At 58.9% G+C, this 21,220-nt stretch carries 23 protein-coding genes; 11 read left to right on the top strand and 12 right to left on the bottom strand.

What is annotated here, in order from left to right; genetic code table 11:
• Nucleotides 1-164: 164 nt before the first annotated feature.
• On the bottom strand, nucleotides 165-344 hold the full coding sequence (locus GHO03_RS12490; protein ID WP_016781632.1) for a hypothetical protein: 180 nt from the start codon (nucleotides 342-344) through the stop codon (nucleotides 165-167).
• Nucleotides 345-702: 358 nt separating this feature from the next.
• On the opposite strand from GHO03_RS12490, the gene GHO03_RS12485 reads away from it, so the two are divergent.
• Genes GHO03_RS12485 through GHO03_RS12475 form a run of 3 tightly spaced genes read left to right on the top strand, consistent with a single transcriptional unit; the run spans nucleotide 703 to nucleotide 2,938 of the window.
• Complete coding sequence (locus tag GHO03_RS12485; RefSeq protein ID WP_095002663.1) at nucleotides 703-1,539, top strand: S1 RNA-binding domain-containing protein; 837 nt, start codon at nucleotides 703-705, stop codon at nucleotides 1,537-1,539.
• A gap of 22 nt (nucleotides 1,540-1,561) precedes the next feature.
• Complete coding sequence (locus tag GHO03_RS12480; RefSeq protein WP_095002662.1) at nucleotides 1,562-1,966, top strand: DUF2177 family protein; 405 nt, start codon at nucleotides 1,562-1,564, stop codon at nucleotides 1,964-1,966.
• A 42-nt stretch (nucleotides 1,967-2,008) separates the two neighbouring features.
• The gene (locus GHO03_RS12475; protein WP_095002661.1) at nucleotides 2,009-2,938 is read left to right on the top strand and encodes a DMT family transporter; all 930 of its coding nucleotides are present in this window, start codon (nucleotides 2,009-2,011) and stop codon (nucleotides 2,936-2,938) included.
• Here the strand turns inward: GHO03_RS12475 and GHO03_RS12470 are convergent.
• Nucleotides 2,886-4,067, bottom strand: coding sequence for an MFS transporter (locus GHO03_RS12470; protein WP_153399901.1), 1,182 nt, complete (start codon nucleotides 4,065-4,067; stop codon nucleotides 2,886-2,888). The two genes, GHO03_RS12475 and GHO03_RS12470, sit on opposite strands and share 53 nt — an antisense overlap.
• Nucleotides 4,068-4,170: 103 nt before the next feature.
• On the opposite strand from GHO03_RS12470, the gene GHO03_RS12465 reads away from it, so the two are divergent.
• On the top strand, nucleotides 4,171-5,046 hold the full coding sequence (locus GHO03_RS12465) for a LysR family transcriptional regulator (RefSeq protein WP_095002659.1): 876 nt from the start codon (nucleotides 4,171-4,173) through the stop codon (nucleotides 5,044-5,046).
• Between the two features lie 156 nt (nucleotides 5,047-5,202).
• Nucleotides 5,203-5,328, top strand: coding sequence for a PA1414 family protein (locus tag GHO03_RS25555; protein WP_254924894.1), 126 nt, complete (start codon nucleotides 5,203-5,205; stop codon nucleotides 5,326-5,328).
• 113 nt (nucleotides 5,329-5,441) lie between these two features.
• Here GHO03_RS25555 and GHO03_RS12460 read toward each other — a convergent pair whose 3' ends face one another.
• The 3 genes from GHO03_RS12460 to speB all read right to left on the bottom strand — a co-directional run bounded on the left by GHO03_RS12460 (nucleotide 5,442) and on the right by speB (nucleotide 8,562).
• On the bottom strand, nucleotides 5,442-5,924 hold the full coding sequence (locus GHO03_RS12460; RefSeq protein ID WP_095002658.1) for a hypothetical protein: 483 nt from the start codon (nucleotides 5,922-5,924) through the stop codon (nucleotides 5,442-5,444).
• A gap of 211 nt (nucleotides 5,925-6,135) precedes the next feature.
• The gene (locus tag GHO03_RS12455) at nucleotides 6,136-7,515 is read right to left on the bottom strand and encodes a sodium:solute symporter (RefSeq protein WP_153399899.1); all 1,380 of its coding nucleotides are present in this window, start codon (nucleotides 7,513-7,515) and stop codon (nucleotides 6,136-6,138) included.
• A 96-nt stretch (nucleotides 7,516-7,611) separates the two neighbouring features.
• Nucleotides 7,612-8,562 (bottom strand): agmatinase, encoded by a 951-nt coding sequence (speB, locus tag GHO03_RS12450; RefSeq protein WP_095002656.1) that lies wholly within the window; start codon nucleotides 8,560-8,562, stop codon nucleotides 7,612-7,614.
• A gap of 244 nt (nucleotides 8,563-8,806) precedes the next feature.
• On the opposite strand from speB, the gene GHO03_RS12445 reads away from it, so the two are divergent.
• Nucleotides 8,807-9,700 carry a LysR family transcriptional regulator gene (locus GHO03_RS12445; RefSeq protein ID WP_095002655.1) on the top strand — a complete coding sequence of 298 codons (894 nt, stop codon included), beginning with the start codon at nucleotides 8,807-8,809 and terminating at the stop codon, nucleotides 9,698-9,700.
• 17 nt (nucleotides 9,701-9,717) lie between these two features.
• Entirely contained in the window at nucleotides 9,718-10,323 is a 606-nt protein-coding gene (locus GHO03_RS12440; RefSeq protein ID WP_095002654.1) for a tRNA-uridine aminocarboxypropyltransferase, read from the top strand.
• 94 nt (nucleotides 10,324-10,417) lie between these two features.
• Here GHO03_RS12440 and GHO03_RS12435 read toward each other — a convergent pair whose 3' ends face one another.
• Nucleotides 10,418-10,816: a YbaN family protein gene (locus GHO03_RS12435; RefSeq protein WP_372241733.1), complete on the bottom strand. Its 399-nt coding sequence runs from the start codon at nucleotides 10,814-10,816 to the stop codon at nucleotides 10,418-10,420.
• 7 nt (nucleotides 10,817-10,823) lie between these two features.
• A complete protein-coding gene (locus GHO03_RS12430; RefSeq protein WP_095002653.1) occupies nucleotides 10,824-11,411 on the bottom strand; it encodes a YecA family protein in 588 nt (195 codons plus the stop codon).
• A 269-nt stretch (nucleotides 11,412-11,680) separates the two neighbouring features.
• Here GHO03_RS12430 and recQ point away from each other — a divergent pair, with 269 nt between their 5' ends.
• Together recQ and GHO03_RS12420 are read left to right on the top strand one after the other, a co-directional pair.
• Nucleotides 11,681-13,810 (top strand): DNA helicase RecQ, encoded by a 2,130-nt coding sequence (recQ, locus tag GHO03_RS12425; protein WP_095024137.1) that lies wholly within the window; start codon nucleotides 11,681-11,683, stop codon nucleotides 13,808-13,810.
• 119 nt (nucleotides 13,811-13,929) lie between these two features.
• Nucleotides 13,930-14,364, top strand: a complete 435-nt coding sequence (locus GHO03_RS12420) for a MarR family transcriptional regulator (RefSeq protein ID WP_095002651.1) — start codon at nucleotides 13,930-13,932, stop codon at nucleotides 14,362-14,364.
• A gap of 122 nt (nucleotides 14,365-14,486) precedes the next feature.
• Here the strand turns inward: GHO03_RS12420 and GHO03_RS12415 are convergent, their stop codons facing one another.
• Entirely contained in the window at nucleotides 14,487-16,670 is a 2,184-nt protein-coding gene (locus tag GHO03_RS12415; protein WP_095018931.1) for a patatin-like phospholipase family protein, read from the bottom strand.
• Nucleotides 16,671-16,740: 70 nt separating this feature from the next.
• Between GHO03_RS12415 and GHO03_RS12410 the strand changes: the two genes are divergently transcribed.
• On the top strand, nucleotides 16,741-17,028 hold the full coding sequence (locus GHO03_RS12410) for a SelT/SelW/SelH family protein (RefSeq protein ID WP_095002712.1): 288 nt from the start codon (nucleotides 16,741-16,743) through the stop codon (nucleotides 17,026-17,028).
• On the opposite strand, the gene GHO03_RS12405 is transcribed toward GHO03_RS12410, so the two are convergent.
• From GHO03_RS12405 to GHO03_RS12395, 3 genes are all read right to left on the bottom strand, one after another.
• Complete coding sequence (locus GHO03_RS12405; RefSeq protein ID WP_153399897.1) at nucleotides 17,022-17,915, bottom strand: DMT family transporter; 894 nt, start codon at nucleotides 17,913-17,915, stop codon at nucleotides 17,022-17,024. The two genes, GHO03_RS12410 and GHO03_RS12405, sit on opposite strands and share 7 nt — an antisense overlap.
• A gap of 77 nt (nucleotides 17,916-17,992) precedes the next feature.
• Nucleotides 17,993-18,751 carry an AraC family transcriptional regulator gene (locus GHO03_RS12400; RefSeq protein ID WP_095026941.1) on the bottom strand — a complete coding sequence of 253 codons (759 nt, stop codon included), beginning with the start codon at nucleotides 18,749-18,751 and terminating at the stop codon, nucleotides 17,993-17,995.
• A 19-nt stretch (nucleotides 18,752-18,770) separates the two neighbouring features.
• Nucleotides 18,771-20,225, bottom strand: a complete 1,455-nt coding sequence (locus tag GHO03_RS12395) for a TrkH family potassium uptake protein (RefSeq protein ID WP_095002647.1) — start codon at nucleotides 20,223-20,225, stop codon at nucleotides 18,771-18,773.
• A gap of 119 nt (nucleotides 20,226-20,344) precedes the next feature.
• Between GHO03_RS12395 and GHO03_RS12390 the strand changes: the two genes are divergently transcribed.
• Nucleotides 20,345-20,908, top strand: a complete 564-nt coding sequence (locus GHO03_RS12390) for a nitroreductase family protein (protein WP_095002646.1) — start codon at nucleotides 20,345-20,347, stop codon at nucleotides 20,906-20,908.
• 184 nt (nucleotides 20,909-21,092) lie between these two features.
• Here the strand turns inward: GHO03_RS12390 and GHO03_RS25550 are convergent.
• The coding region (locus tag GHO03_RS25550; RefSeq protein WP_256668527.1) for a hypothetical protein at nucleotides 21,093-21,220 on the bottom strand (128 nt) is incomplete at its 5' end.

Here is a 21,220-nt window from a genome sequence, read left to right as displayed (position 1 = left end):
GATTCAGAGCCTTCGGAGCATACGCAGGAATATCGGCAACAAAGTGCCGTTCGTCGATTTATCGATGCGAATCGGGGGCGGGGCAGGGGAACAAAGGGGATAAATCGAGAGTCCTAGCGCCTTGAAGGGCAAAGCGCATAAGGACCAGATGAAGCGAGGGGGTATTACTTCTTGCCGAGCGTGATTTGCTTGGACGGGCCGAAAGTTTGGCCGCTGACGCCTTTGCTGATTTGCTGAATCTCGCCGCCGGATTTCAGGAATGCTTCGATTTGAGCATTGATGGAATCACTGGTTTCAACAGCGGGAGCTGGCTTTGCTTTGCTGGCGGATGCTTTTACACGCATGGCGGCTATTGACCTGTAGAAAATAACTTGGCCAGCGATAGTACCTGAAATACTTGACAATTGCTTGTTAAATATCTTCGTAAAATAATATCGGTGCAGTATGAGTCAGCATGAACGACTGCATAATTGTCGGCTAACTCGCTGTTTTAATTCATAACGTGGGAGGTTTTGTATACGTGTCCGGCCGTGCGCAGATGGCCTTTGAGCATCCGCCAGGCTGACGAGTGGCGTCCAAGGCGCGTTGGAAAAACCTGATAAATCAAACCTTTCGCAGATTTTTTGGATGGCGGGCTGCGGCACTCCAATTTGCCCCCCTAAACTCGGGTAGAATGCCGCCTACGTAATGAGGGTATTGGACATGGCTTTAATCGGTCGCTACAACAGTTTGCAAGTGGTTAAACATACAAACTTCGGTTTGTATCTGGATGGTGGGGCTGACGGCGAAATCCTGTTGCCCAATCGTTATATTCCAAAAGATATTCCCAGCGAAGATGAAGACTGGCTCAACGTCTTTGTTTATTTGGACAGCGCTGACAAGTTAATTGCCACCACTGAAAAACCAAAAGTTCAAGTCGGTGAATTTGCCAGCTTGAAAGTGGTTGAAGTTAACAGCATCGGCGTATTCCTCGATTGGGGTTTACCAAAAGATTTGCTGTTGCCGTATTCCGAAGAAAAGCGCCAGATGACCGCCGGCGAATATGTCGTGGTGCACGTCTACCTCGACAAGCACACGCGTCGTATCACCGCGACTGCCCGTCTGGACCGCTACCTGGACAAAACCCCGGCCAATTATCAGGTCGGCCAGGAAGTTGATCTGTTGGTGGCCGAGGCCACGGACATGGGCTTTAAAGCCGTGATCAACAACAAGCACTGGGGTTTGATCCACAAGAATGAAATCTTCAAGTTCATGCGTGCGGGCAAGCAGGAAAAGGGCTACATCAAGGAAGTCCGTGCGGACGGCAAGATCAGCCTGAGCCTGCAACCGGTTGGCCAGGAAGCAGCCAGCAGCCTGAATTCGAAGATCCTCAGCAAGTTGCGCGACAACAACGGTGTGCTCGCCGTGAGCGACAAAAGTGCCCCTGAAGTCATCAGTACTCATTTTGGCGTCAGCAAGGGCAACTTCAAGAAAGCCATTGGTGCGCTCTACAAGGAAGGCAAGATTGCGATCCACCCGGACCGTATCGAACTGATCTGATCCAACACGAGGGGCTGGCGACATGAGCAAGGCAGTGTGGGCGTATATCGGTGCGTTACTGGCTTTTCTGGTGCTTGACGGCCTGTGGCTGGGCCTGCTTATGAGCTCTACCTATAAAGAGCTGTTGGGTTCGTTGATGCTGGCTCAACCCAAGTGGGGCCCGGCCATCGTGTTTTACCTGCTGTATGTGCTGGGCGTGGTGTTCTTTGTGGTATTGCCGGCCCTTGCCCGGGCCAGTGCGCGCAGGGCTGCTCTGGCAGGTGCGTTTTTCGGGCTGGTGGCTTATGGCACCTATGACATGACTAACTGGGCCACGCTGCAAGGCTGGTCGCCCCAGTTGGCATTGATGGACATGGCCTGGGGCGGGTTACTGACCTGTCTTGCAGCCCTGTCGGGTTATTGGGCGGCACGCAAGCTGGCGTCCTGATTGTTTTCGACCTTTTTAGGTGTGGCTTTTTTCGGGTGAACTATGAGTGTTTCGCGGCGAGCAACGGATGCTTTCGCACTGCAAGTGATGCTGGGATTGTGCCTGATCTGGGGTGTGCAACAGGTCATCATCAAGCTGGCGGCACCCGATATCGCACCCGTGATGCAGGCCGCCATGCGCTCCGGTATTTCAGCACTGCTGGTTGGGCTGCTGATCTGCTGGAAGGGTGGCTGGAGCCAAGTGCCTGCCACCTGGCGTGGCGGTTTGCTGGCAGGCAGCCTGTTCGGCCTGGAGTTCTTCTTTATTTCCGAAGGCCTGCAACTGACCAGTGCCGCGCATATGTCGGTATTTCTCTATACCGCGCCCATTTTCACCGCACTCGGGATTAACTGGCTGTTGCCCAGCGAGCGCTTGCGGCCTTTGCAATGGCTGGGGATATTGCTTGCGTTTGCCGGGATTGCCTTCTCATTCGCGGGCGGTATGTCGTTTGCTGACATGGACCGCAACGTGCTGCTGGGCGATGCCTACGCCATTCTGGCGGGCATGGCCTGGGGCGCGACCACGGTGGTGGTGCGCGGCTCGCGGTTGTCGGAGGCACCTGTGACCCTGACCCTGTTCTATCAGTTGATTGTCGGTTTTTTCGGCCTGCTGGTGATTGCCGCTTTCAGCGGCCAGATCAGCCACGTCAGCCTGACCACCGTGGCGGTGGCCAGTGTGCTGTTTCAAGGGCTGGTCGTGTCGTTCTTCAGTTATCTGGTGTGGTTCTGGTTACTCAAGCGTTATATGGCTTCCAACTTGGCGGTGTTCTCCTTCATGACCCCGCTGTTCGGAGTGACATTCGGTGTGCTGGTGCTGCATGAGCCTCTGAGCGTCAACTTTGTGGTGGGCGCAGTGCTGGTGCTGTGCGGTATTACGTTTGTCAGCGCCGAGCAGTGGGTGCGTCGCAAAGTGCGTGCTCTGCTGGGGGGCTGACCGACTGCCAGGCCAGAGTGCCCGCTAGCAGCAGCCCGCTGGTCGCGATGATCAGTGCCGGTTGCAAGCCGCCGCTGAAATGGCTGCTCAGTGCAGCCAGCAATGGCCCGCACAGTTGGCCCACGGCGAAACAGGCGGTCAGCATGGCCGCATTGCGCGCTGTGGCATTGGGCGCCAGATCCCGTGAGCATTGCATCACCAGCGGCATGCAGGCCAGAAACGGTGTGCCGCAGAGGATTACACCAAGTGCCAGCCCCGCGCTGCTCGGAAGCAGGCACGCCAGCACACCAAGGGCTTGAATCCATAACCCGCCCATCAGCCAGAAGCGCGTGGTAGCAGGGCGCGGCCGACGAAAGCTGATCAGTGCCACGCCAATGGCAGCACATAGCCCGAATGCTGGCCAGAACAGATCGGCTTGCCACTGGCCATGAAACCGGGCATTGGCCATCTGGGATAAAAATGTCGCCGGGATGATATAGCCCAGGCCATAGAGCCCATAAATTGCTCCCAGACGGGCGATCCCGGGTTGCCGGTTATCGGGCTGCATCGTTTGAGGCCGGGCGGCAAGTGCAGCGGGTTGCGGTAGCGCGGGCAAAATCACCAGCAACATCAGCAGTGCCGCCAGGGCATAAATCATCCAGAGCGCGGCCGAGTCTTGCTCGGTTAAATTGGCGGCCAGGGCCAGCAGTCCGGTCAGCATCACCCCGAGACCGGGCCCGGCAAAAACCAGAGCGCCCAGACGCGGTCGGTTGGCGGTGATGGCGATGTGCTGACTCAGTGCGGTGATCATCACCATCACCCAGGCACTGGCGATCCCGGAGCCGAATCGTAATAACAGATGCGCCCAAAACCCCTGGGCCCAGTACGACGCCAGCGTCAGCCCAACGCACAGCCACAGGCCTGTATGCAATCGGTTACGCACCTGGTCGGGGCGCCTGGCGCGCATGGCATCCAGGGCGCCGAGCAGGTAACCCAGGTAGTTGGCGGCGGCAATCAGCCCTGCGCCGGTCAGGTCGATCTGGCCTTCGCTGATCAGGTGCGGCAGTTGCGGCGTCAGGGAAAAACGGCCAATGCCCATGGCCATCATGAGTGCAACAAGGCTGGCGAGCAGGCGAATCAGGGGTGACATGCTGGGATTTCCCGATAGTGAACAATGACCGTCAGGCTAGTGGCATTTGACTTTCTCTAGAAATGAATAATAGTGATCTACTTATTCTGTTTTGGAGAATCGTGTGGAGTTCAGCCAATTACGTATTTTTCAGGCCGTGGCTGAAGAAGGGTCGATCACCCGTGCGGCTGAGCGTCTGCACCGAGTGCCTTCCAACCTGTCGACCCGGCTCAAGCAACTGGAAGAGCAGATGGGGGTCGAACTGTTTATGCGTGAGCGTCAGCGCTTGCAGTTATCTCCGGCAGGGCAGGTGCTGCTGGACTACACCGCACGTTTGTTTGCCCTGCACGATGAAGCGCTGAGCGCCGTGCAGGGTGGCGTGCCTTCGGGAAAGTTCACCCTGGGCACCATGTACAGCACTGCGGCAATCCATTTGCCGAACCTGCTGGCGCACTACCATCGCACCTACCCGGCGGTGAATCTGCATGTGCAATCGGCACCCAGCGGCGAGTTGCTCGAAGGGCTGCTGGGCGGGCGCCTGGATGCCGCCCTGGTGGATGGCCCGCTGGAGTTGGCAGGCCTGGACGGGGTGGAGTTTTGTGACGAGCGCCTGGTACTGATCAGTGATCTGGATCATCCGCAGATCACCCACGCCAAGGATGTGCAGGGGCGTGAAGTGTTTACTTTTCGCCAGGGCTGTTCTTATCGGGCCCGGCTTGAAGCCTGGTACGCCAGTGATCGCGCAGCCATGGGCCGGGTAATGGAGATTGAATCCTATCAAGGCATGCTGGCGTGCGTGGCGGCGGGGTCGGGGGTCGCATTGATGCCGGCTTCGATGCTGGCCAGCTTGCCGGGGCGTGAAAATGTCCGTGTACACCCTTTGAAACAACCTTTTGCATGTGCCACGACCTGGCTGATGTGGCGAAAAGGCATGACGGGGGCAAACCTGAATGCCTGGATACAGCTGCAACAGGCCCGTTCGCTGCCAGTTCATGATTAATCGCTGCAACTTCAAGTGCTGGCCTGAATCCGATGTATGGGGCGACTTAGCCTAAAGTTCATTGACCTTAAGCAAGCATCTTGTAGTACTTAGGACTATTATCTGTACGAAGCGACCACTGAATTCCCGTCGCTCGAGTGACCCCAAGGGGGATATATGAAAGACAAACTGCAAACCTGGCTCCATGACCTGGGCGTGGCCCTCGGCCTGATCGAGCCGCCAATGCAACCTGTGCCTATCCCTGTCGAGGATCCGCGTCGTCGTCCGCAACGTCGCCGCTAAAGTTGCGTTTGCGTCGCGTGCTGTTCACGGCTCCCGGTGATTGCCGGCGAGAGGGGTGAAGGGCTGCAGGCAACACAAGGGCAGTGTGAACTGCCCCCATCCATCAGGGCTTGTCAGCCCATGGTAAAACGCACGCTGTAGTTTAGCGGCGCCTGGTCTGTTTTCTCCGTTATTCGCGCTTCACATTTCGCATCATCCATACCCGTCGAGGTTGCACTGGCAGATCGTGTAGAGCTCAGTGTGGGTTTGAATACGCCAAATGACTGGGTAACCCGCAGTGCTGTGTTGAAGGTGCATTCCCGATTGCCATTGGCGTATGAAAAGACTTCGCGAAGTATCGCAGGGGTTTTGCGCGGGTAGCCGAAGCTGGTTTTATAGCTGACTGCAATCGAATGCTCGCTTAACGGGTCGACATCAAAGTAGCCAGGTTCGACCAGCGACAGGTTCCAGTTTGAACGATTGAGTTTGAGCGGCCCGGAGGTGTTGTTGATGATCTCGAATGTCAGTGTGGTGACATCGGCTTGAGCATTCATGCCGGTGAGCATCGTGGTGGTGGCCACCACGGCAATAGCCAGGTACGTCTTGAAGTGGGTCATGGTGTTAAGTCCATTTAATCAATCACAGGTAGTTTGAAGTTGAGCGGCTACATCCCCTGTAGCCGCTTTTCAAGCGTAGTTGGACTGACTAATGGGCTGGCAGCGACAAGGCGCTGCGTGGGCGGGGTATTGGTGTTTGCGGTTGTATGAAATGAGATCGGCAGAAAAACGGGTACGAACAGGAGCGTCGGACCCGCTCAAGAAGACCTTCTCAGGCGACGCTGGCCACCGCCACAGGGCGCCGATCTATCAGGCTGACCAGCACAAAGCTTGCCAGTGCCACGGCCAGGCTGTAGTAGATCGGGGTGTTGGCGTCCAGGCCGTCCTTGATCATGAAGATCAATGCGGTGATAAAACCCAGGCTCATGCTGGAGATGGCGCCCGCTGTAGTGGCGCGTTTCCAGAAAATCGCGCCGATCAATGGCACCAGCATGCCGCCCACCAGCAGGTTGTAGGCCAGGGTCAGGGCGCTGATCACATCAGACACCACCAGCGCGATACCCAGTACGGCAATGCCCGTCAGCAGGGTAAACAGGCGGTTGATCCGCAGGCTCGACTGCTTGCCGCCGCGCAGCCTTGGCAACAGGTCTTCGGTCAGTACGGTGGAGGCTGCCAGCAAACCGGCGCTGGCGGTGGACATCATGGCCGCCAGTGCTGCTGCAATCACCAACCCGCGAATACCGTCTGGCAGCGACACTTTGACGATGGCGGCAAAGGCGTTGTTGACGTTATCCAGATCGGGAATCAGCACGTGTGCGGCCATGCCGATCAGTGCACAGGTCAGGCCATAGAGGATGCAGTAGAACCCGGCGAATGTGCCAGCATACTTGGCCACTTTGGCAGTTTTGGCAGTGAACACCCGTTGCCAGATGTCCTGGCCGATCAGGATGCCGAAAAAATAAATCATGAAGTAGGTGATGATCGTGTCCCAGCCGATGCTGGTGAAGCTGAAGTTCGAGGCTGGCAACTTGCTCACCAGTTCGTCCCAGCCGCCGACGCGGTACAGGCAGATGGGCAGCAGCACGAACATCAGGCCGGCCGTCTTGATCACGAACTGCACGATGTCGGTCAGGGTCAGCGACCACATGCCGCCCACGGTGGAGTAGATCACCACCACGCCACCACCGATCAATACCGAGATCCAGAAAGGCAGGCCGAACAGCACTTCCAGGACGGTGCCGATGGCCAGGATTGAGGTCACACCGATCATCAGTGCGTAGGCCAGCATGATCACTGCACTGGCCTGGCGGGCCATCGGGTTGTAGCGTTTTTCCAGCACCTGGGTGACGGTAAAAATTTTCAGTTTGAGCAGCGGCTTGGCCAAAAACAGGTTCAGCGCGATGATCCCGCAACCCAGAGCGGCACATAGCCAGAAGCCGGAAATCCCGTGTACATAGCCCAGGCGCACGGTGCCGACGGTAGAGGCACCGCCCAAAACGGTGGCGGCCATCGTGCCCATATACAGCGTGGGTCCCAGATTTCGTCCGGCAACCAGATAGTCTTCGTGGGTTTTGGCCTTGCGCATGCCGTAGTAACCGAGCACCAGCATTGCCGCTGCGTAGATAAGGACGACCAGTAGATCTAGAGCCATGATGGCGAATCTCCGATTATTTTTTTTATGGATGCAGCTAAAGCACGGTGGCTTGGTGCCATAAGCGCAAGGCTTGCTGGCACCGCAGAGATGTCCTTATCGATGTACTACGCCGGGCAGCACGCAGAGCATTTCGTAGAGCAGGTTGGCGCCCAGTAATGAAGTGTTGCCGGTGGTGTCGTACGGCGGCGAGACTTCTACCAGATCGCAGCCGACCAGGTCGAGGCCCTGGCAACCGCGGATCACCTCCATTGCCTGGATGGTGGTCAGGCCGCCGATTTCCGGGGTGCCGGTGCCCGGCGCCCAGGCCGGGTCGATGCCGTCGATATCAAAGCTCAGGTACACCGGGCCGTTACCGACTTTCTCGCGCACTTCGGCCATCAATGGCGTCAGGGATTTATGCCAGCACTCTTCGGCCTGCACCACGCGGAACCCTTGTTTGCGGCTCCAGTTGAAGTCCTCAGCGGTATAGCCCTGGGCACGCAGGCCGATCTGCACCACGCGGTCACAGTCCAGCAGACCTTCTTCCACGGCGCGGCGGAAGGTGGTGCCGTGGGCGATTTTCTCGCCAAACATATGATCGTTTACATCGGCATGGGCATCGATATGCACCAGGCCAACCTTGCCGTGCTTTTTATGGATGGCCCGCAGGATGGGCAGGGTGATGGTGTGATCACCGCCCAGGGTCATGGGGATGACATCGTGTTCAAGGATTTCGTCGTAGGCCTCTTCGATGATGCGCACGGCGTCCAGCAGGTTGAAGGTGTTGATCGCCACATCGCCGATATCGGCAACCGACAATGAATCAAAGGGGGCGGCGCCGGTGGCCATGTTGTACGGGCGGATCATTACCGATTCGGCGCGGATTTCGCGGGGCCCGAAGCGGGTGCCGGCGCGCAGCGAAGTGCCGATATCCAGGGGCACACCGACAAAAGCAGCGTCAAGGCCGGCGGCCGATTGCAGGTGGGGCAGGCGCATCATGGTGGCGATGCCGGCGAAGCGCGGCATTTCATTACCGCCCAGTGGTTGATGAAGAATTTTGTCCACGGGTAAGGCCTCGTCGTTTTGTAGGAGTTATGGCGCTCGATTCTGCGAAAGGTGCGAGGCGGGAAGAATCGCTGCGAACAAATACTTAGTTCAGGTTTTTCTAAACTGATAGCGGTAGACTTTGATCATTCATCATTGCCTGTGGGGGCGGGCTTGCTCGCGAATGCATCACCACAGAGCAGGCTGAAAACCGGGCGCCTGTATCGCGGGCAAGCCCGCTCCCACGGTGGAAAGTGAGTTACTGATGGCCAACGCTTTACCCGATCTGAAACTATTGCGAATTTTTGCCAGCGTGGTCAGGCACCAGGGGTTCGCCAATGCCCAGCAGGCGCTCAACCTCTCGACGTCTGCCATCAGCACTTATATGAGCCAGCTTGAAACCAATCTGGGGCTGGTGCTGTGCCATCGCGGTCGTGGCGGGTTCAGCCTGACCAGCAAGGGCGAGTTGTTCCATCAGGAAACCCTGCGCCTGCTGGGCGAACTGGAAGGTTTCGAGCAATACGCGGCAGCGCTCAAGGGTGAGTTGCGCGGTACCCTGAACCTGGGTGTGATCGACTCGACGGTCAACGACAAGGCCTTGCCCTTTGCCGAGGCCATTGGTGCCTACAGCCAGGAGCATCCAGCTGTGCACCTGCATTTATCGGTGATGAGCCCGTATGAATTGCAGCTCGGGGTTCAGGACAATCGCCTGGACCTGGCCATCGGAGCGTTTTCCACGCGCATGAGCGGGCTGGTCTACCAGCCGTTGTACCGCGAGCAGCACTGGCTGTACTGCAGCACGCGACACCCTCTGTTCAGTGAGCGGCGTATCCCCGGGCCGGTGATTACCCAGCAGCGGATGGTCGGGCGCGGCTACTGGAGCCAGGCTGAACTGGCGCGCCACGGCTTCAAGCACAGCGCGGCGACGGTGGACAGCATGGAGGCACAGCTGATTCTGGTGCTCTCGGGCGCCTACATCGGTTACCTGCCCGAACACTATGCCGAGCCCTGGGTGGAGAAGGGTGACCTGCGCGTGCTGCTCCCCGCGACCTTTGGCTATCAGGCACCGTTCTCGATGATCGTGCGCCGTGGTCGCAGCCGCGAACCCTTGATCCAGACGTTTCGCGACCTGCTCAAAGCCCAGCTTCATAAACCTTGAACGAGCCCGTTTACTCTATGTCCCGAGCCCAATGCCCGCGCTGTATGCGCCCGCAGTCCCACTGCCTGTGCGAACTTATTCCACAACTGGCAAGCCGTACCCGCGTGTTGCTGTTGCAGCACCCCAGTGAGGTCAATCACGCACTGAACACCGCCCGACTGGCAGCCTTGGGGCTGACCAACGCACAATTGGTGGTTGGCGAGGTGTTCGAAGATTTGGCAACCTTGCTCAACCCGCCGGGGTATCGGGCGCGGTTATTGTTCCCCGGTGACGATGCGCAACTGATCGTGGCCGATGTTGTCGGCGAGCAAGACCTGCCGTTGCTGTTGGTGGTACCCGATGGCACCTGGCGCAAAGCGCGCAAGTTGCTGCACCTTAATCCGCTGCTGGCGCAATTGCCGCGGGTGACGTTGCCCGAGGGCGCTGTGTCACGTTACCGGTTGCGCAAGGCGCCGGGGCCGGGTGCCCTGTCTACTTTGGAAGCGATTGTGCAGGCGCTGGAAATTCTGGAGCCGGCCACCTCGTTCACGCCGTTGCTGCGCCCGTTCGAGGCGCTGATTGAAGGCCAGATCGAAGCGATGGGCGCCGATACCTATCTGAAAAATCACGGGCACAAGTCGTAATCTGTGGGCGCGGGCTTGCTCGCGATGCAGGTGGCGGGGTATGTCAGGGAAACCGAGTTGGGGCGATCGCGAGCAAGCCCGCTCCCACAGGGTTTCAGGGTTTTTCGAGGGTTTTTTGTCGCAGGATGTAGATGCTCACCAGCACGGCACTGGTCAGCATAAAGCCCCGGGCCCATGGCAAGGGTACCAGGTAGCAGGACAGGCCAATGCTCAGCCACATCAGGCCAATGGCGTAGACCTTGCCCTTGAGCGGGATGCCATTACCGTCCAGGTAGTCGCGGATCCATGGCCCGAGCCGTGGGTGCTCGACCAGCCATTGATAAAAACGCGGCGAACTGCGCGCAAAGCATGCGGCAGCCAATAGCAGAAAGGGGGTTGTAGGCAGTACCGGCAGAAATATGCCGATCACCCCCAGGGCTACGCTCAGCCAGCCAATGGCAAACAAAGCGTAGCGCAGCAACCGCGGGCGGTTGCTGAGTGGGGGCTGAACCACTAAAGGATCAGTGGTGGCGCGGTTTGAGGATCGCCGGCTTTTCGTCTGGCGCTTGGCACAGCAGGTACAGGGCGGTCAGCGCTTCCGGAATCTGAACGATCATGTCGTCCATCAGGTTGGCATCTTTGGCGATGTCTTCGAATTCTGGCTGATCATCGAACAGGCCCGAGCCCACCATGATTGGCAGCAGCATTTCGCTGACTTCTTCTTCGGCGGTTTCGAACCAGGCGGCTTCGCGCATGAATACGCCTTCCATAAAGCCTACACACCAGCCGCGCAGGTCGGAATCATCCGGCTCGTCGCCCAGATCCAGGTCGCATGGCAATTCGAACTCTTCATCGGATGCCAACTGGCGAGCGATATGTGCCTTGAGCTGGATCAGCGTGCCTTCGATTTCGGCGCGCTGGGCGTCGTCCTTGTAGTGCGGGGCTTCGGAGAAGATCGCGTCGATCCATTCGCGCTCTGGCACTTCCTCGGAACAGATGGACAGGGCAGTCAGATAGCCGTGGGTGGCCACGTAGTCCAGCGCCTCGTCATGCAGCTCGTCGGCGTCGAGGAAGGCTTGCAGGCGGGTTAGTTGCTCAGCGAAGGACATTAAGTGTTACCTAGTAAATAAACGATAGTGAATTCTAGGCTTTCTTGAGCTTCCAAGCCAGTCGCAGGGCACATTTGCCATCAGTTCCCGGTTATCGGTGTTGCAATTACACCCCCCGCAGCGGGGGAGTGCTCGGGTATACTGCCGCGTTTTGTGATGCCCTGCGTTAAATGTCGCGTACCGGTGGCCTGGGTCCGAGCCTTTTAGAGGCTTGCGGGCGTGGCGGATCGTGCTGGCGCAGGGGTGTTTCGGCGATTTCTGGAGTTTCTATGCTCGAACAGGCTCAACGCGTACTCAAAGACATCTTCGGCTACGACAGTTTCCGTGGCCGCCAGGGTGACATTATTGAGCGCGTGGCCAATGGTGGCGACGCCCTGGTGCTGATGCCCACCGGCGGCGGCAAGTCCTTGTGCTTCCAGGTGCCGGCCTTGCTGCGCGATGGCCTGGCCGTGGTGGTATCGCCGCTGATTGCCTTGATGGACGACCAGGTCGCGACCCTTGAAGAACTCGGGGTGGCCGCGGCGTCCTTGAATTCGACCCTGAGTGCCGAGCAGCAGCGCGAGCTGGCCAACCGTATCAAGCGCGGCGAAGTCAAGATGCTCTATCTTGCGCCGGAGCGTCTGGTGCAGCCGCGCATGATGGCGTTTTTGCAGAGCCTGGACATCGCCTTGTTTGCCATCGACGAAGCTCACTGCGTATCGCAATGGGGCCACGACTTCCGCCCTGAATACCTGCAGCTGGGCCAACTGGCTGAAGTGTTTCCCACTGTGCCGCGAATTGCCCTGACGGCCACGGCCGACAAGCGCACCCGCGAAGAGATCGTCACTCGCCTGCATTTGCAGAATGCCGAACGCTTTTTGTCGAGCTTCGACCGTCCCAATATTTTCTATCGCATCGTGCCCAAAGAGCAGCCGCGCAAGCAGTTGCTGGCGTTCTTGTCGGAGCGTCGCAGCGATGCGGGCATCGTCTACTGCCTGTCCCGTAAAAAAGTCGATGAAGTCGCGCAGTTCCTCTGCGATCAGGGGTTCCCGGCCTTGCCGTATCACGCCGGCTTGCCCAGCGACACCCGGGCTGCCAACCAGAAGCGCTTCCTCAACGAGGAAGGGCTGATCATGGTAGCCACCATTGCGTTCGGTATGGGCATCGACAAGTCCAACGTGCGTTTCGTTGCGCATCTGGACTTGCCCAAGTCGCTAGAGGCGTATTACCAGGAAACCGGCCGCGCAGGCCGTGATGGTCTGCCGGCGGATGCCTGGATGGCCTACGGCCTGCAAGACGTGGTGATGCTCAAGCAGATGCTGCAAAACTCCGAAGGCGACGAGCGACACAAGCGTCTGGAGCACCACAAACTCGACGCCATGCTGTCGCTGTGCGAAGAAACCCGCTGCCGCCGTCAGACCCTGCTCGCTTACTTTGATGAAGAAATGCCACAACCTTGCGGGCATTGCGACAACTGCGTGGACGGCGTGCAGACCTGGGATGCCACCGAACCAGCGCGTCAGGCGCTGTCAGCGATTTATCGCACGGGCCAACGTTATGGTACCGGACACTTGATCGACGTGTTGCTGGGTCGCGAAAACGAAAAAGTCCGCAGCTTTGGCCATCAACATCTATCTGTTTTTGGTGTGGGCAAAGCCCGCGCCGAAGGCGAGTGGCGCACGCTGTTCCGCCAGCTGGTGGCCCGTGGTCTGGCTGACATCGATATTGAAGGCTACGGCGGCCTGCGCCTGAGCGACAGCTGCCGGCCGTTGCTACGTGGCGAAGTGACCCTGGAGCTGCGTCGCGAGCTCAAGCCGCAAACCTCGGTCAAGAGCAGCTCTGCCAGCCCGGCCAGCCAGCTGGTGCGTGGCGAAGAGCGCGAACAGTGGGAAGCCCTGCGTGCCCTGCGCCGCAAACTGGCCGAGGAGCACGGCGTACCGCCCTATGTCATCTTCCCCGACTCCACGCTGCTCGAAATGCTGCGCAGCCAGCCCACCTCGATGTCCGAGATGGCCAGGGTCAGCGGTGTCGGTGCACGCAAGCTGGAGCGTTATGGAGAGGCATTCCTCGAAGTGCTGGGCGGGCAGGGCGAAACACCGAAGGTGGTGGCCGATATCCGCCACGAATTGATCAGCCTGGCCCGCGCCGGCATGACTCCGCTGCAGATCAGCGGGCAATTGCAGTGCTCGGAAAAGAACGTTTACACCATGCTGGCCGAAGCCATAGGTCGTCAGGAGCTGTCGCTGGAGCAGGCACTGGACTTGCCTGAAGAGCTGATGGAGGAAGTACAGGATGCATTCCTCGATGGTGAAGGCGAGCTGCCGAGTGTGGCCAGCATCGCCGAGCAGTTCAAGGGGCGAGTACCTGAGGGCGTGCTGTATTGCGTGCGTGCAGCCCTGCAATCGGAGTTTGAAATCTAGCTATTACGGGGATTATGTAACGATTGATTGACTTATAGGCCTTGCCTATGAGCAAACGGCATGCTTAGCTGACTAATAATTAGTTTCACTCTATTTTCAGTCTAAACATTGAGTTTTTTATGCCGTTAACCGATCAACACCGTTTTGGTATGCAACTGGCCCAAATGTCCCGTGGTTGGCGTGCCGAGCTGGATCGTCGTCTCGCTGGCCTGGGCCTGTCCCAGGCACGCTGGCTGGTGCTTTTGCATCTGGCCCGTTTTGACGAGGCGCCCACGCAGCGCGAGCTGGCCCAGAGCGTTGGCGTTGAAGGTCCGACACTGGCTCGTCTGCTTGACAGCCTCGAGGCGCAGGGGCTGGTGCAGCGTCACGCGGTGGTTGAAGACCGCCGTGCGAAAAAAATCGTCTTGAGTGATTCTGCCCGCCCGCTGATCGAACAGATCGAAGCGATTGCCACGGCGTTGCGTCAGGAACTGTTCGTGGGTATTGATGAAGAAGAAGCGCGCATTTGCCTGCGTGTGCACAAGCGGATACTGGATAACCTCGAAAAGAACTGATCTCACACATCCCTGTTGTGGGAGCGAGCCTGCTCGCGATGGCATCACTGCGGCCTGTCTAAAAGACCACGCTGCCAGCATCGCGAGCAGGCTCGCTCCCACAGTAGTCTGTTTTCTAGCCGTCAGAACGTCTGCCCCAGGTTCAGATACAGCGCTTTCTGGTCATCATCGTTGAAGCCGTAGCTGAAGTTCAGCGGCCCCAGCGGCGTGTCAAAGCCGATAAAAATGCTCGCCGCATTGATATAGCCGCTGTTGTACTCGTTGTCGTTGTTCCAGGCACGTCCGCGCTCCAGAGAAGCGCCGGCATACAACGGAAAATCAAACGGCAAATACGAGCGGGGCGTGAGGCGACGATAATAAACGGCGCGCATCAGGCTTATATTCTGTGCCGAAATCGCATCTTCCCTGAAACCCGAGAGTTGTCGTGCCCCGCCGAGCAAGAAGCTCGAGGTGACAATTTCAGTCTTGTCCAGAGTACGTCCGTAACGCCCGCCCAATATCCAGGTATTGGGGCCTGAACTCATGGCTTTGTCCAGTTTGAATTCCCACTGTCGATAGCGCTCATCCGAGCCAAGGCTCGGGTCGAACTGGCGCAGGCTCAGGCTGATGTCTTCTCCTGAATGGGGGAAGTACACGTTATCCAGTGAGTCGAATGAGTACTTCAAATCATAGGATCCCTCTTTGAAGTTGAGGCTTGGCATGTCGCGCTCACCGATGCGTACGTCAGCCTTGCCCCATGCCTCACCGATGCCCAGGCGAATTTCACCGCTGTTACCGATTTGGCGACCAAAGTTAAGACCAAAGCCATAGCGCTCCAGCCGGTACTCGGCAATAGGGTCGTTCTCGTCGATGATTTCCACGTTTTGTGACTGGGCGCGGATATAGGGGGCGACAAAGTAGCGCGAGCCGGCATCCAGGGGCTGGTAAAATTCGCTGTACAGCTCTTGCTTGTCGCCAATCTGCACCCGCGTCAGCCATTCGGCACCCAGCCGGTTGATGCCGTTGACTCGGTAGCTGGCACCAATATTGAACGCGCTGTCGCCGCGCATGTCGTCCGACAGGTTCAGCCCCAGGCGCAGGTAGTCAGTACCGCTGCGCTTGCCTTTGGCGCTGATGACCAGGGTGCGCTCCTTGCCCTTGTGCACCACGCGGTATTGCACCTGATCGAAGTAATCGAGCCCGTACAACGTGCCCATGTCACGTTGCAGGCGGCCCAGGTCCAGGGGCTCGCCGATGGGCTGGCGAATATAGTAGCGGATTACCGAATCGCCGATTTTCGAGTCGTTTTCGATCTTGATCGCGGTAATCACCGGAGTGCGTTCTTCGGGGGTGCGGGCTTCAGCCAGTTGCACGTCCGTAGGTTGACGCAGGCTGGCGAGGCGTTTCTCAAGCACCTGCGTGGCCCTGTAGCCTGCATTGATGATGTCAAGTGAGCGGCCAAAATCAGTGGCGCCATAGCTGGCCAGGGCGGGCTGAATCAAAATATCGTCAGGCTTCAATGATGCCAGCTGCACTTCTGAATTGCTTCGGGTCATCAGGGTGATCGACTGGTTGAGGATGTCGAACACGGTGTTGAGTTGTTTGCGCCCCCGCAACGGGGTGCCGATATCCACCACAATGACCATGTCCACGCCCATCTCCCGGGCCACATCCACCGGGATATTGTCGACCATGCCGCCATCGACCAACAGCTGGCCGTTGATCTCGACCGGGGCGAATACCGCCGGGATTGACATGCTGGCGCGGATCACCTGGGGCAGATGCCCTTTGCGAAACACCACTTTTTCGCCATTGACGATATCAGTGGCCACGGCGCGGAACGGGATTGGCAGTTTGTCGAAGTCGCGCACATCACTGCTGTGTGCCAGCAGGCTTTCGAGCAGCAATGCCAGGTTCTGGCCCTGAATCACGCCCAATGGCAGGCCCAGGCTGCCATCGTCGCGGAAACTGAGTTGTTGCTTGACCAGAAAGTCGCGGTCATCCTGCTTGCGCCGAAAAGGTATGTCTTCGCGCTCCGGCGCATCGGACAGGGCCTCTTGCCAGTCGATGCTCAGCGCGAGTTTTTCCAGCTCATCGATTTTGTAGCCGGAGGCATACAGACCGCCAATCACTGCGCCCATGCTGGTGCCCGCGATGGCATCGATATGAATGCCCTGTTCTTCCAGGGCCTTTAATACGCCAACGTGGGCCAGGCCACGGGCCGCGCCGCCGGACAGCACAAGGCCGACTTTGGGTTTGGCGGCTTCGGCGGCAAACAGCACCAAAGGGCAAAGACACAGGAACAAACAACAGAGCAGGCGGCGCATCATGAGTCTCTGGGCAAGCGAGAAAGGCGGCTATTATAGCGGCGCCTTCCTTTCAAGAGCCTTTGAAATCATGTCGATCAATAAACCCGAAATTGTCATTACCTACTGCACCCAATGCCAGTGGCTGCTGCGTGCCGCCTGGCTGGCTCAAGAGTTGCTCAGCACCTTTGCCGAAGACCTGGGCCGGGTCGTGCTGGAGCCTGGCACCGGTGGGGTGTTTCGCATCACCTGCGACGGTGTGCAGATCTGGGAACGCAAGGCTGACGGCGGCTTTCCCGAAGCCAAGGTGCTCAAGCAGCGAGTGCGTGACCAAATTGACCCGCAGCGCGACCTGGGGCACAACGACCGGGCTCAGTGAGCGGCGGCGTCCAGCCCTGCCTTATCGGGTGCGGGGCCGCTGCGCATGCGGCTCGACACCACGATGGCGACGATTATCAGTACACCGCCCAGCAACATGCGCAGCGTGGGTGTTTCGTGGAACAGCAACCATGCCAGGGTGATGCCATAGACCGGTTCCATGGCAAAGACCACGGCGGCAGTGCGCGCCTTGATTACTGCCAGGCTGGCGACGAACAGGCTGTGTGCCACGCCGGTGCAAAACACCCCGAGCAGACCGATCCATAGCCAGTCCAGCGGGCGGACTTCGCTCAATCCCGGGCCGGCAAAGGGCAGCAGGCACAACGCGACCACCGCGTTTTGCCACATGGCGGCCTGCACGGCGGGCATCCGCCCCGAGTTGGCGCGGTTGTTCAGCGACAGCAGTGAAAACAGCAACCCGGAAGCGACGGCCCACAGCAGCCCTTCGGTGGCCTGGCTGGCCAGGTCAAAGCTTGGCGTGACCAGGATCAGCCCGATGCTGACCAGCGCCACCAGAACTATTTCGTTGGGACGAATGCGTTCGCGAAAAATCAGTCCTTCCAGAATCACCGTGAACGCCGGGAAACTGGCAAAGCCCAGGGTTGCAATCGCGACCCCGGCGATTTTTACCGAGACAAAAAAGCTTATCCAGTGCCCGGCCAGCAGCACACCGCTCAGCAGCAAACTGCGGGCGTCGCGCAGGGTTAGTCGGTACCAGGCGCTGCGTTTGGCCAGCGCGGTGAAGCACAGCAATGCCAGCACTGCGAAAGCGGCGCGGCCAAATACGATGATCGAAGCCGATGCAGCGGCAAGTTTGCCGAACACGCCAGTCAGGCCAAACATCAAAGCGCCGATATGCAGGGCGCCCAGGGCAGTACGCGGAGTCATTGCAATCCTTGGTTCAATACAGGCAAGGCGTGCAGTCTACGGGGCAGGGCAGGGAGCTGTCTGTCGCGACACTGGCGTCAGTTGTCGCCAGACTCGCGCCTCAGCACCGAAGGCGAGGCGCCGAATTCGCGCAGCATGGCGGCGGCGAACGCGCTTTGCGAGTTGTAGCCAACGCGGCTGGCTATTTCGCCTATGGCCAGGGCGCTTTGGCGCAGCAGCGTCAGGGCACTGCGCAGGCGTCGCTGGCGGATGTAGTCCATTGGCGTTTGCCCGCACTCGCTGGCAAAGCGGCTGTGCAAGCGGGCGCAGGACAAGCCTGCAATTTGAGCAAGATCCGCAACCTGTAACGGGTAGGCAGTATTCTGCTCAATATAGGCATCCATGGCCGCGTAGGGCAGGCGTTTGGGTTGCGCCCGTTCACCGGCAAGGTTAGCCAGGCTGGCGAGCAGCAGAATCGCACCCTGGCGAGCAATCAACGGGTCGTTTATCGGGCTGGTGGCGAGCCAGTCGACCAGTTGATGCTGTTTCGGGTCGAGAGGCAGCTGTGCGGGGTTGTCGAGCAATCGGCGGCTGGCATCGGCGTGCCCACCCAGGGACTGGCCCAGCCAGTTGTCACCAGGCACGTCCAGCACCAGGCAGTGGCTGCCTTGCGGGCTGCCACAGGTGTGGTGGGCGCCCGCAGGCACGACCATCAGCTGTTGCTGGCGCAGCAGGCTGGGCCGGCCCTCGACTTCGAAATCCAGCTTGCCCGACAAGCTGATCACCACCTGCGCATGTTCATGGCTATGGGCAATCAGGTCGTGGCGGTAATGGCGCAGTGACAGGATTTGGTCCATGACAGGTCTCTTCTGTGGATCAGTGCCGCCAAAATGCCGGAATGCACAATACAAACACGGTAATGATCTCCAGTCGCCCAAGCAACATGCCCAATGACAAAATCCACTTGGCCGCATCTGGCAGGCTGGCGAAGTTGCCGGACGGCCCGATGATCTCGCCCAGCCCTGGCCCTACGCCCGACACCGTGCTGGCGGCGCCGGTCAGGGCGGTCATCCAGTCCAGTCCCAGCAGCGACAGGGCCAGCGCGATCACGCAGATGGTGATGGCGAAGAAAAACGAAAAGGTCAGGATCGAGCGTACGATTTCTTCGTCGAGGCGGTGGCCGTTGTACTTCTGCTTGATCACCGCCCGCGGGTGGATCAGTTGATTAAGGTTGGCCTTGAGCAGGATATAGGCGACCTGAAAGCGGAAAATCTTGATCCCGCCTGCAGTCGAGCCCGAGCAACCGCCGATAAAGCCCAGGTAGAAGAACAACATCAGCGAGAAATTGCCCCACAGGCTGTAGTCACCCAGAGCAAAGCCCGTGGTCGTTACTACCGAGGTCACGTTGAGCGCGACATGGCGGAAGGCGTCCCACCACGGCATGTTGGTAGTCCACCACAACCAGATGCTGAGTACGAACCAGGTCACGACCAGCAAGCCGAGCAAGCCTTGTACCTGCTGATCCTTGATCAGGGCCTTGCGATGACCGCGCAGGGTGGCCACATACAAGGTAAACGGCAAGCTACCCATGATCATCACGGCAATGGCGACCCAGTGCACCGCCGGTTGCGACCACTTGGCCAGCGACTGGTCGGAGGTCGAGAAACCGCCGGTGGAAATGGCCGACATGGCGTGGTTGATCGCGTCAAACACGCTCATGCCCGCCCACCAGAACGCCAGGCTGCCCAGAATGGTGATGCCGACGTAGGTGGCGACAATCAGGCGGGCCACCATATGTGAGCGCGGCATGACCTTTTCGGAGCGGTCAGAAGACTCGGTCTGGAACAGGCGCATGCCACCGATACGCAGCAGGGGCAAGATGGCTACCGCCATACCGATAAAGCCGATGCCGCCCAGCCAGTGCAGCATCGAGCGCCACATCAGAATGCCGGGGGACATGGTGTCCAGGCCGCTCAACACCGTAGAGCCGGTGGCAGTGATACCGGACATGCTTTCAAAAAAAGAATCGGTATAGCTGATGTGCTGCGTCAGCAAAAACGGCAGTGCGGCGAAGATGCACACCACCACCCAGCTGGACACAGTCAGCAGATACATGTCCCGGGGGCGCAGATGCACCTGCTCGGGGCGGCCCGGTATGACCAGCGCCAGGCCGGCAATGAAGGTAATCAGGCTGGCCCACAAAAAGGATGGCAAGTCGCCCAGGTGGTCGTAAATCACCAGGGTCAGCATGGGCACGGCCATGCTGATCGCGAGCGTAATCAGGAAGATGCCGATAATGAAACCGATGATGCGTAATGTCGGCAACGCCATGAAGTCAGCTCGGGGATGAAAGAGGGGCGCCATTCTACCTGTGGTCCGAGCTATGTAAACCGCCAAGCCTTCGGGAGATACCGTTAGAATAGCTGCACATTTTCTTCAGGAGGTGGCCAATGGAGGCTCTCGACGCTTTGCTCAACCGTGTTTCTGCCCCGCGCCTGCTCGATCCGGCGCCAACGGCTGAGCAACGTGAAGTACTTTTCGCCGCCGCCTTGCGTGCGCCGGACCACGGTCAGTTGCGTCCTTACCGGTTTTTGACGGTTGAAGGCGCTGCGCGCAATCAGCTGGGTGAAATCCTCGCCGAGGCCGTGCTGGCCCAAGGTGGCGAAGTGACCCAGGCCGCCCTGGACAAGGCTCGCGCCATGCCCTTGCGCGCCCCTTTGGTGGTGGTAGTGATTGCCCGTTTGCAGGATCACTTCAAGGTGCCGAAGGCTGAACAGCTGATTACCGCGGGCTGTGCGGCCCATGCCATTGAGCTGGCAGCTTATGCCCAGGGCATTGGCGCGGTATGGCGCACCGGCGAGTTGTCGTATGCACCGCATGTGGCCAAGGGTTTGGGGCTGGGTGAGGGCGAGGAAGTGGTGGCGTTCCTGTATTTGGGCACGCCGCAGAACGAGTTGCGCGTTGCGCCCAAGGTGGACAGCGCCGAGTTTGTGCAGGCGTGGTCGGTTAAGTAGCCCTGTACCAATATCCGTAGCAGCTGCCGAAGGAACAAGGCTGCGTTCGGCGGCGTAGCCACCGCAAAATCAGCGCACGCGATTATTCAGTTAAACCGCGGATTCTGATTTTACGATTGCTTTGCAATCGGACGCAGCCTCGTTCCTACGGCAGCTGCTACGCGATCAAATTGCTGCGAAACCTTTACAGGTTACCGTCCGGTTTCAGCGGTAACTCCAGGGTGGCAACAAATCCGCCATCCGGGTGATTGCCCAGCATCAGCCGCCCGCCATGGCGTTCCGCCGCCCGTCGCGCAATGGCCAATCCCAGCC

The sequence above is a fragment of the Pseudomonas sp. FSL R10-1339 genome, assembly GCF_009600545.1.
GTDB classification, from domain to species: domain Bacteria; phylum Pseudomonadota; class Gammaproteobacteria; order Pseudomonadales; family Pseudomonadaceae; genus Aquipseudomonas; species Aquipseudomonas bubulae.
The sequence above is the reverse complement of the archived record's forward strand: the minus strand, read 5'-3'. Positions and strand labels throughout refer to the sequence as shown.

Bases quoted from the DNA above. Each gene is read 5' to 3' on its own strand.
- GHO03_RS12490 (WP_016781632.1), bottom strand. From the start codon at position 344: ATGCGTGTAAAAGCATCCGCCAGCAAAGCAAAGCCAGCTCCCGCTGTT.
- GHO03_RS12485 (WP_095002663.1), top strand. From the start codon at position 703: ATGGCTTTAATCGGTCGCTACAACAGTTTGCAAGTGGTTAAACATACA.
- GHO03_RS12480 (WP_095002662.1), top strand. From the start codon at position 1,562: ATGAGCAAGGCAGTGTGGGCGTATATCGGTGCGTTACTGGCTTTTCTG.
- GHO03_RS12475 (WP_095002661.1), top strand. From the start codon at position 2,009: ATGAGTGTTTCGCGGCGAGCAACGGATGCTTTCGCACTGCAAGTGATG.
- GHO03_RS12470 (WP_153399901.1), bottom strand. From the start codon at position 4,067: ATGTCACCCCTGATTCGCCTGCTCGCCAGCCTTGTTGCACTCATGATG.
- GHO03_RS25555 (WP_254924894.1), top strand. From the start codon at position 5,203: ATGAAAGACAAACTGCAAACCTGGCTCCATGACCTGGGCGTGGCCCTC.
- GHO03_RS12460 (WP_095002658.1), bottom strand. From the start codon at position 5,924: ATGACCCACTTCAAGACGTACCTGGCTATTGCCGTGGTGGCCACCACC.
- GHO03_RS12455 (WP_153399899.1), bottom strand. From the start codon at position 7,515: ATGGCTCTAGATCTACTGGTCGTCCTTATCTACGCAGCGGCAATGCTG.
- GHO03_RS12445 (WP_095002655.1), top strand. From the start codon at position 8,807: ATGGCCAACGCTTTACCCGATCTGAAACTATTGCGAATTTTTGCCAGC.
- GHO03_RS12440 (WP_095002654.1), top strand. From the start codon at position 9,718: ATGTCCCGAGCCCAATGCCCGCGCTGTATGCGCCCGCAGTCCCACTGC.
- GHO03_RS12430 (WP_095002653.1), bottom strand. From the start codon at position 11,411: ATGTCCTTCGCTGAGCAACTAACCCGCCTGCAAGCCTTCCTCGACGCC.
- recQ (WP_095024137.1), top strand. From the start codon at position 11,681: ATGCTCGAACAGGCTCAACGCGTACTCAAAGACATCTTCGGCTACGAC.
- GHO03_RS12420 (WP_095002651.1), top strand. From the start codon at position 13,930: ATGCCGTTAACCGATCAACACCGTTTTGGTATGCAACTGGCCCAAATG.
- GHO03_RS12415 (WP_095018931.1), bottom strand. From the start codon at position 16,670: ATGCGCCGCCTGCTCTGTTGTTTGTTCCTGTGTCTTTGCCCTTTGGTG.
- GHO03_RS12410 (WP_095002712.1), top strand. From the start codon at position 16,741: ATGTCGATCAATAAACCCGAAATTGTCATTACCTACTGCACCCAATGC.
- GHO03_RS12405 (WP_153399897.1), bottom strand. From the start codon at position 17,915: ATGACTCCGCGTACTGCCCTGGGCGCCCTGCATATCGGCGCTTTGATG.
- GHO03_RS12400 (WP_095026941.1), bottom strand. From the start codon at position 18,751: ATGGACCAAATCCTGTCACTGCGCCATTACCGCCACGACCTGATTGCC.
- GHO03_RS12395 (WP_095002647.1), bottom strand. From the start codon at position 20,225: ATGGCGTTGCCGACATTACGCATCATCGGTTTCATTATCGGCATCTTC.
- GHO03_RS12390 (WP_095002646.1), top strand. From the start codon at position 20,345: ATGGAGGCTCTCGACGCTTTGCTCAACCGTGTTTCTGCCCCGCGCCTG.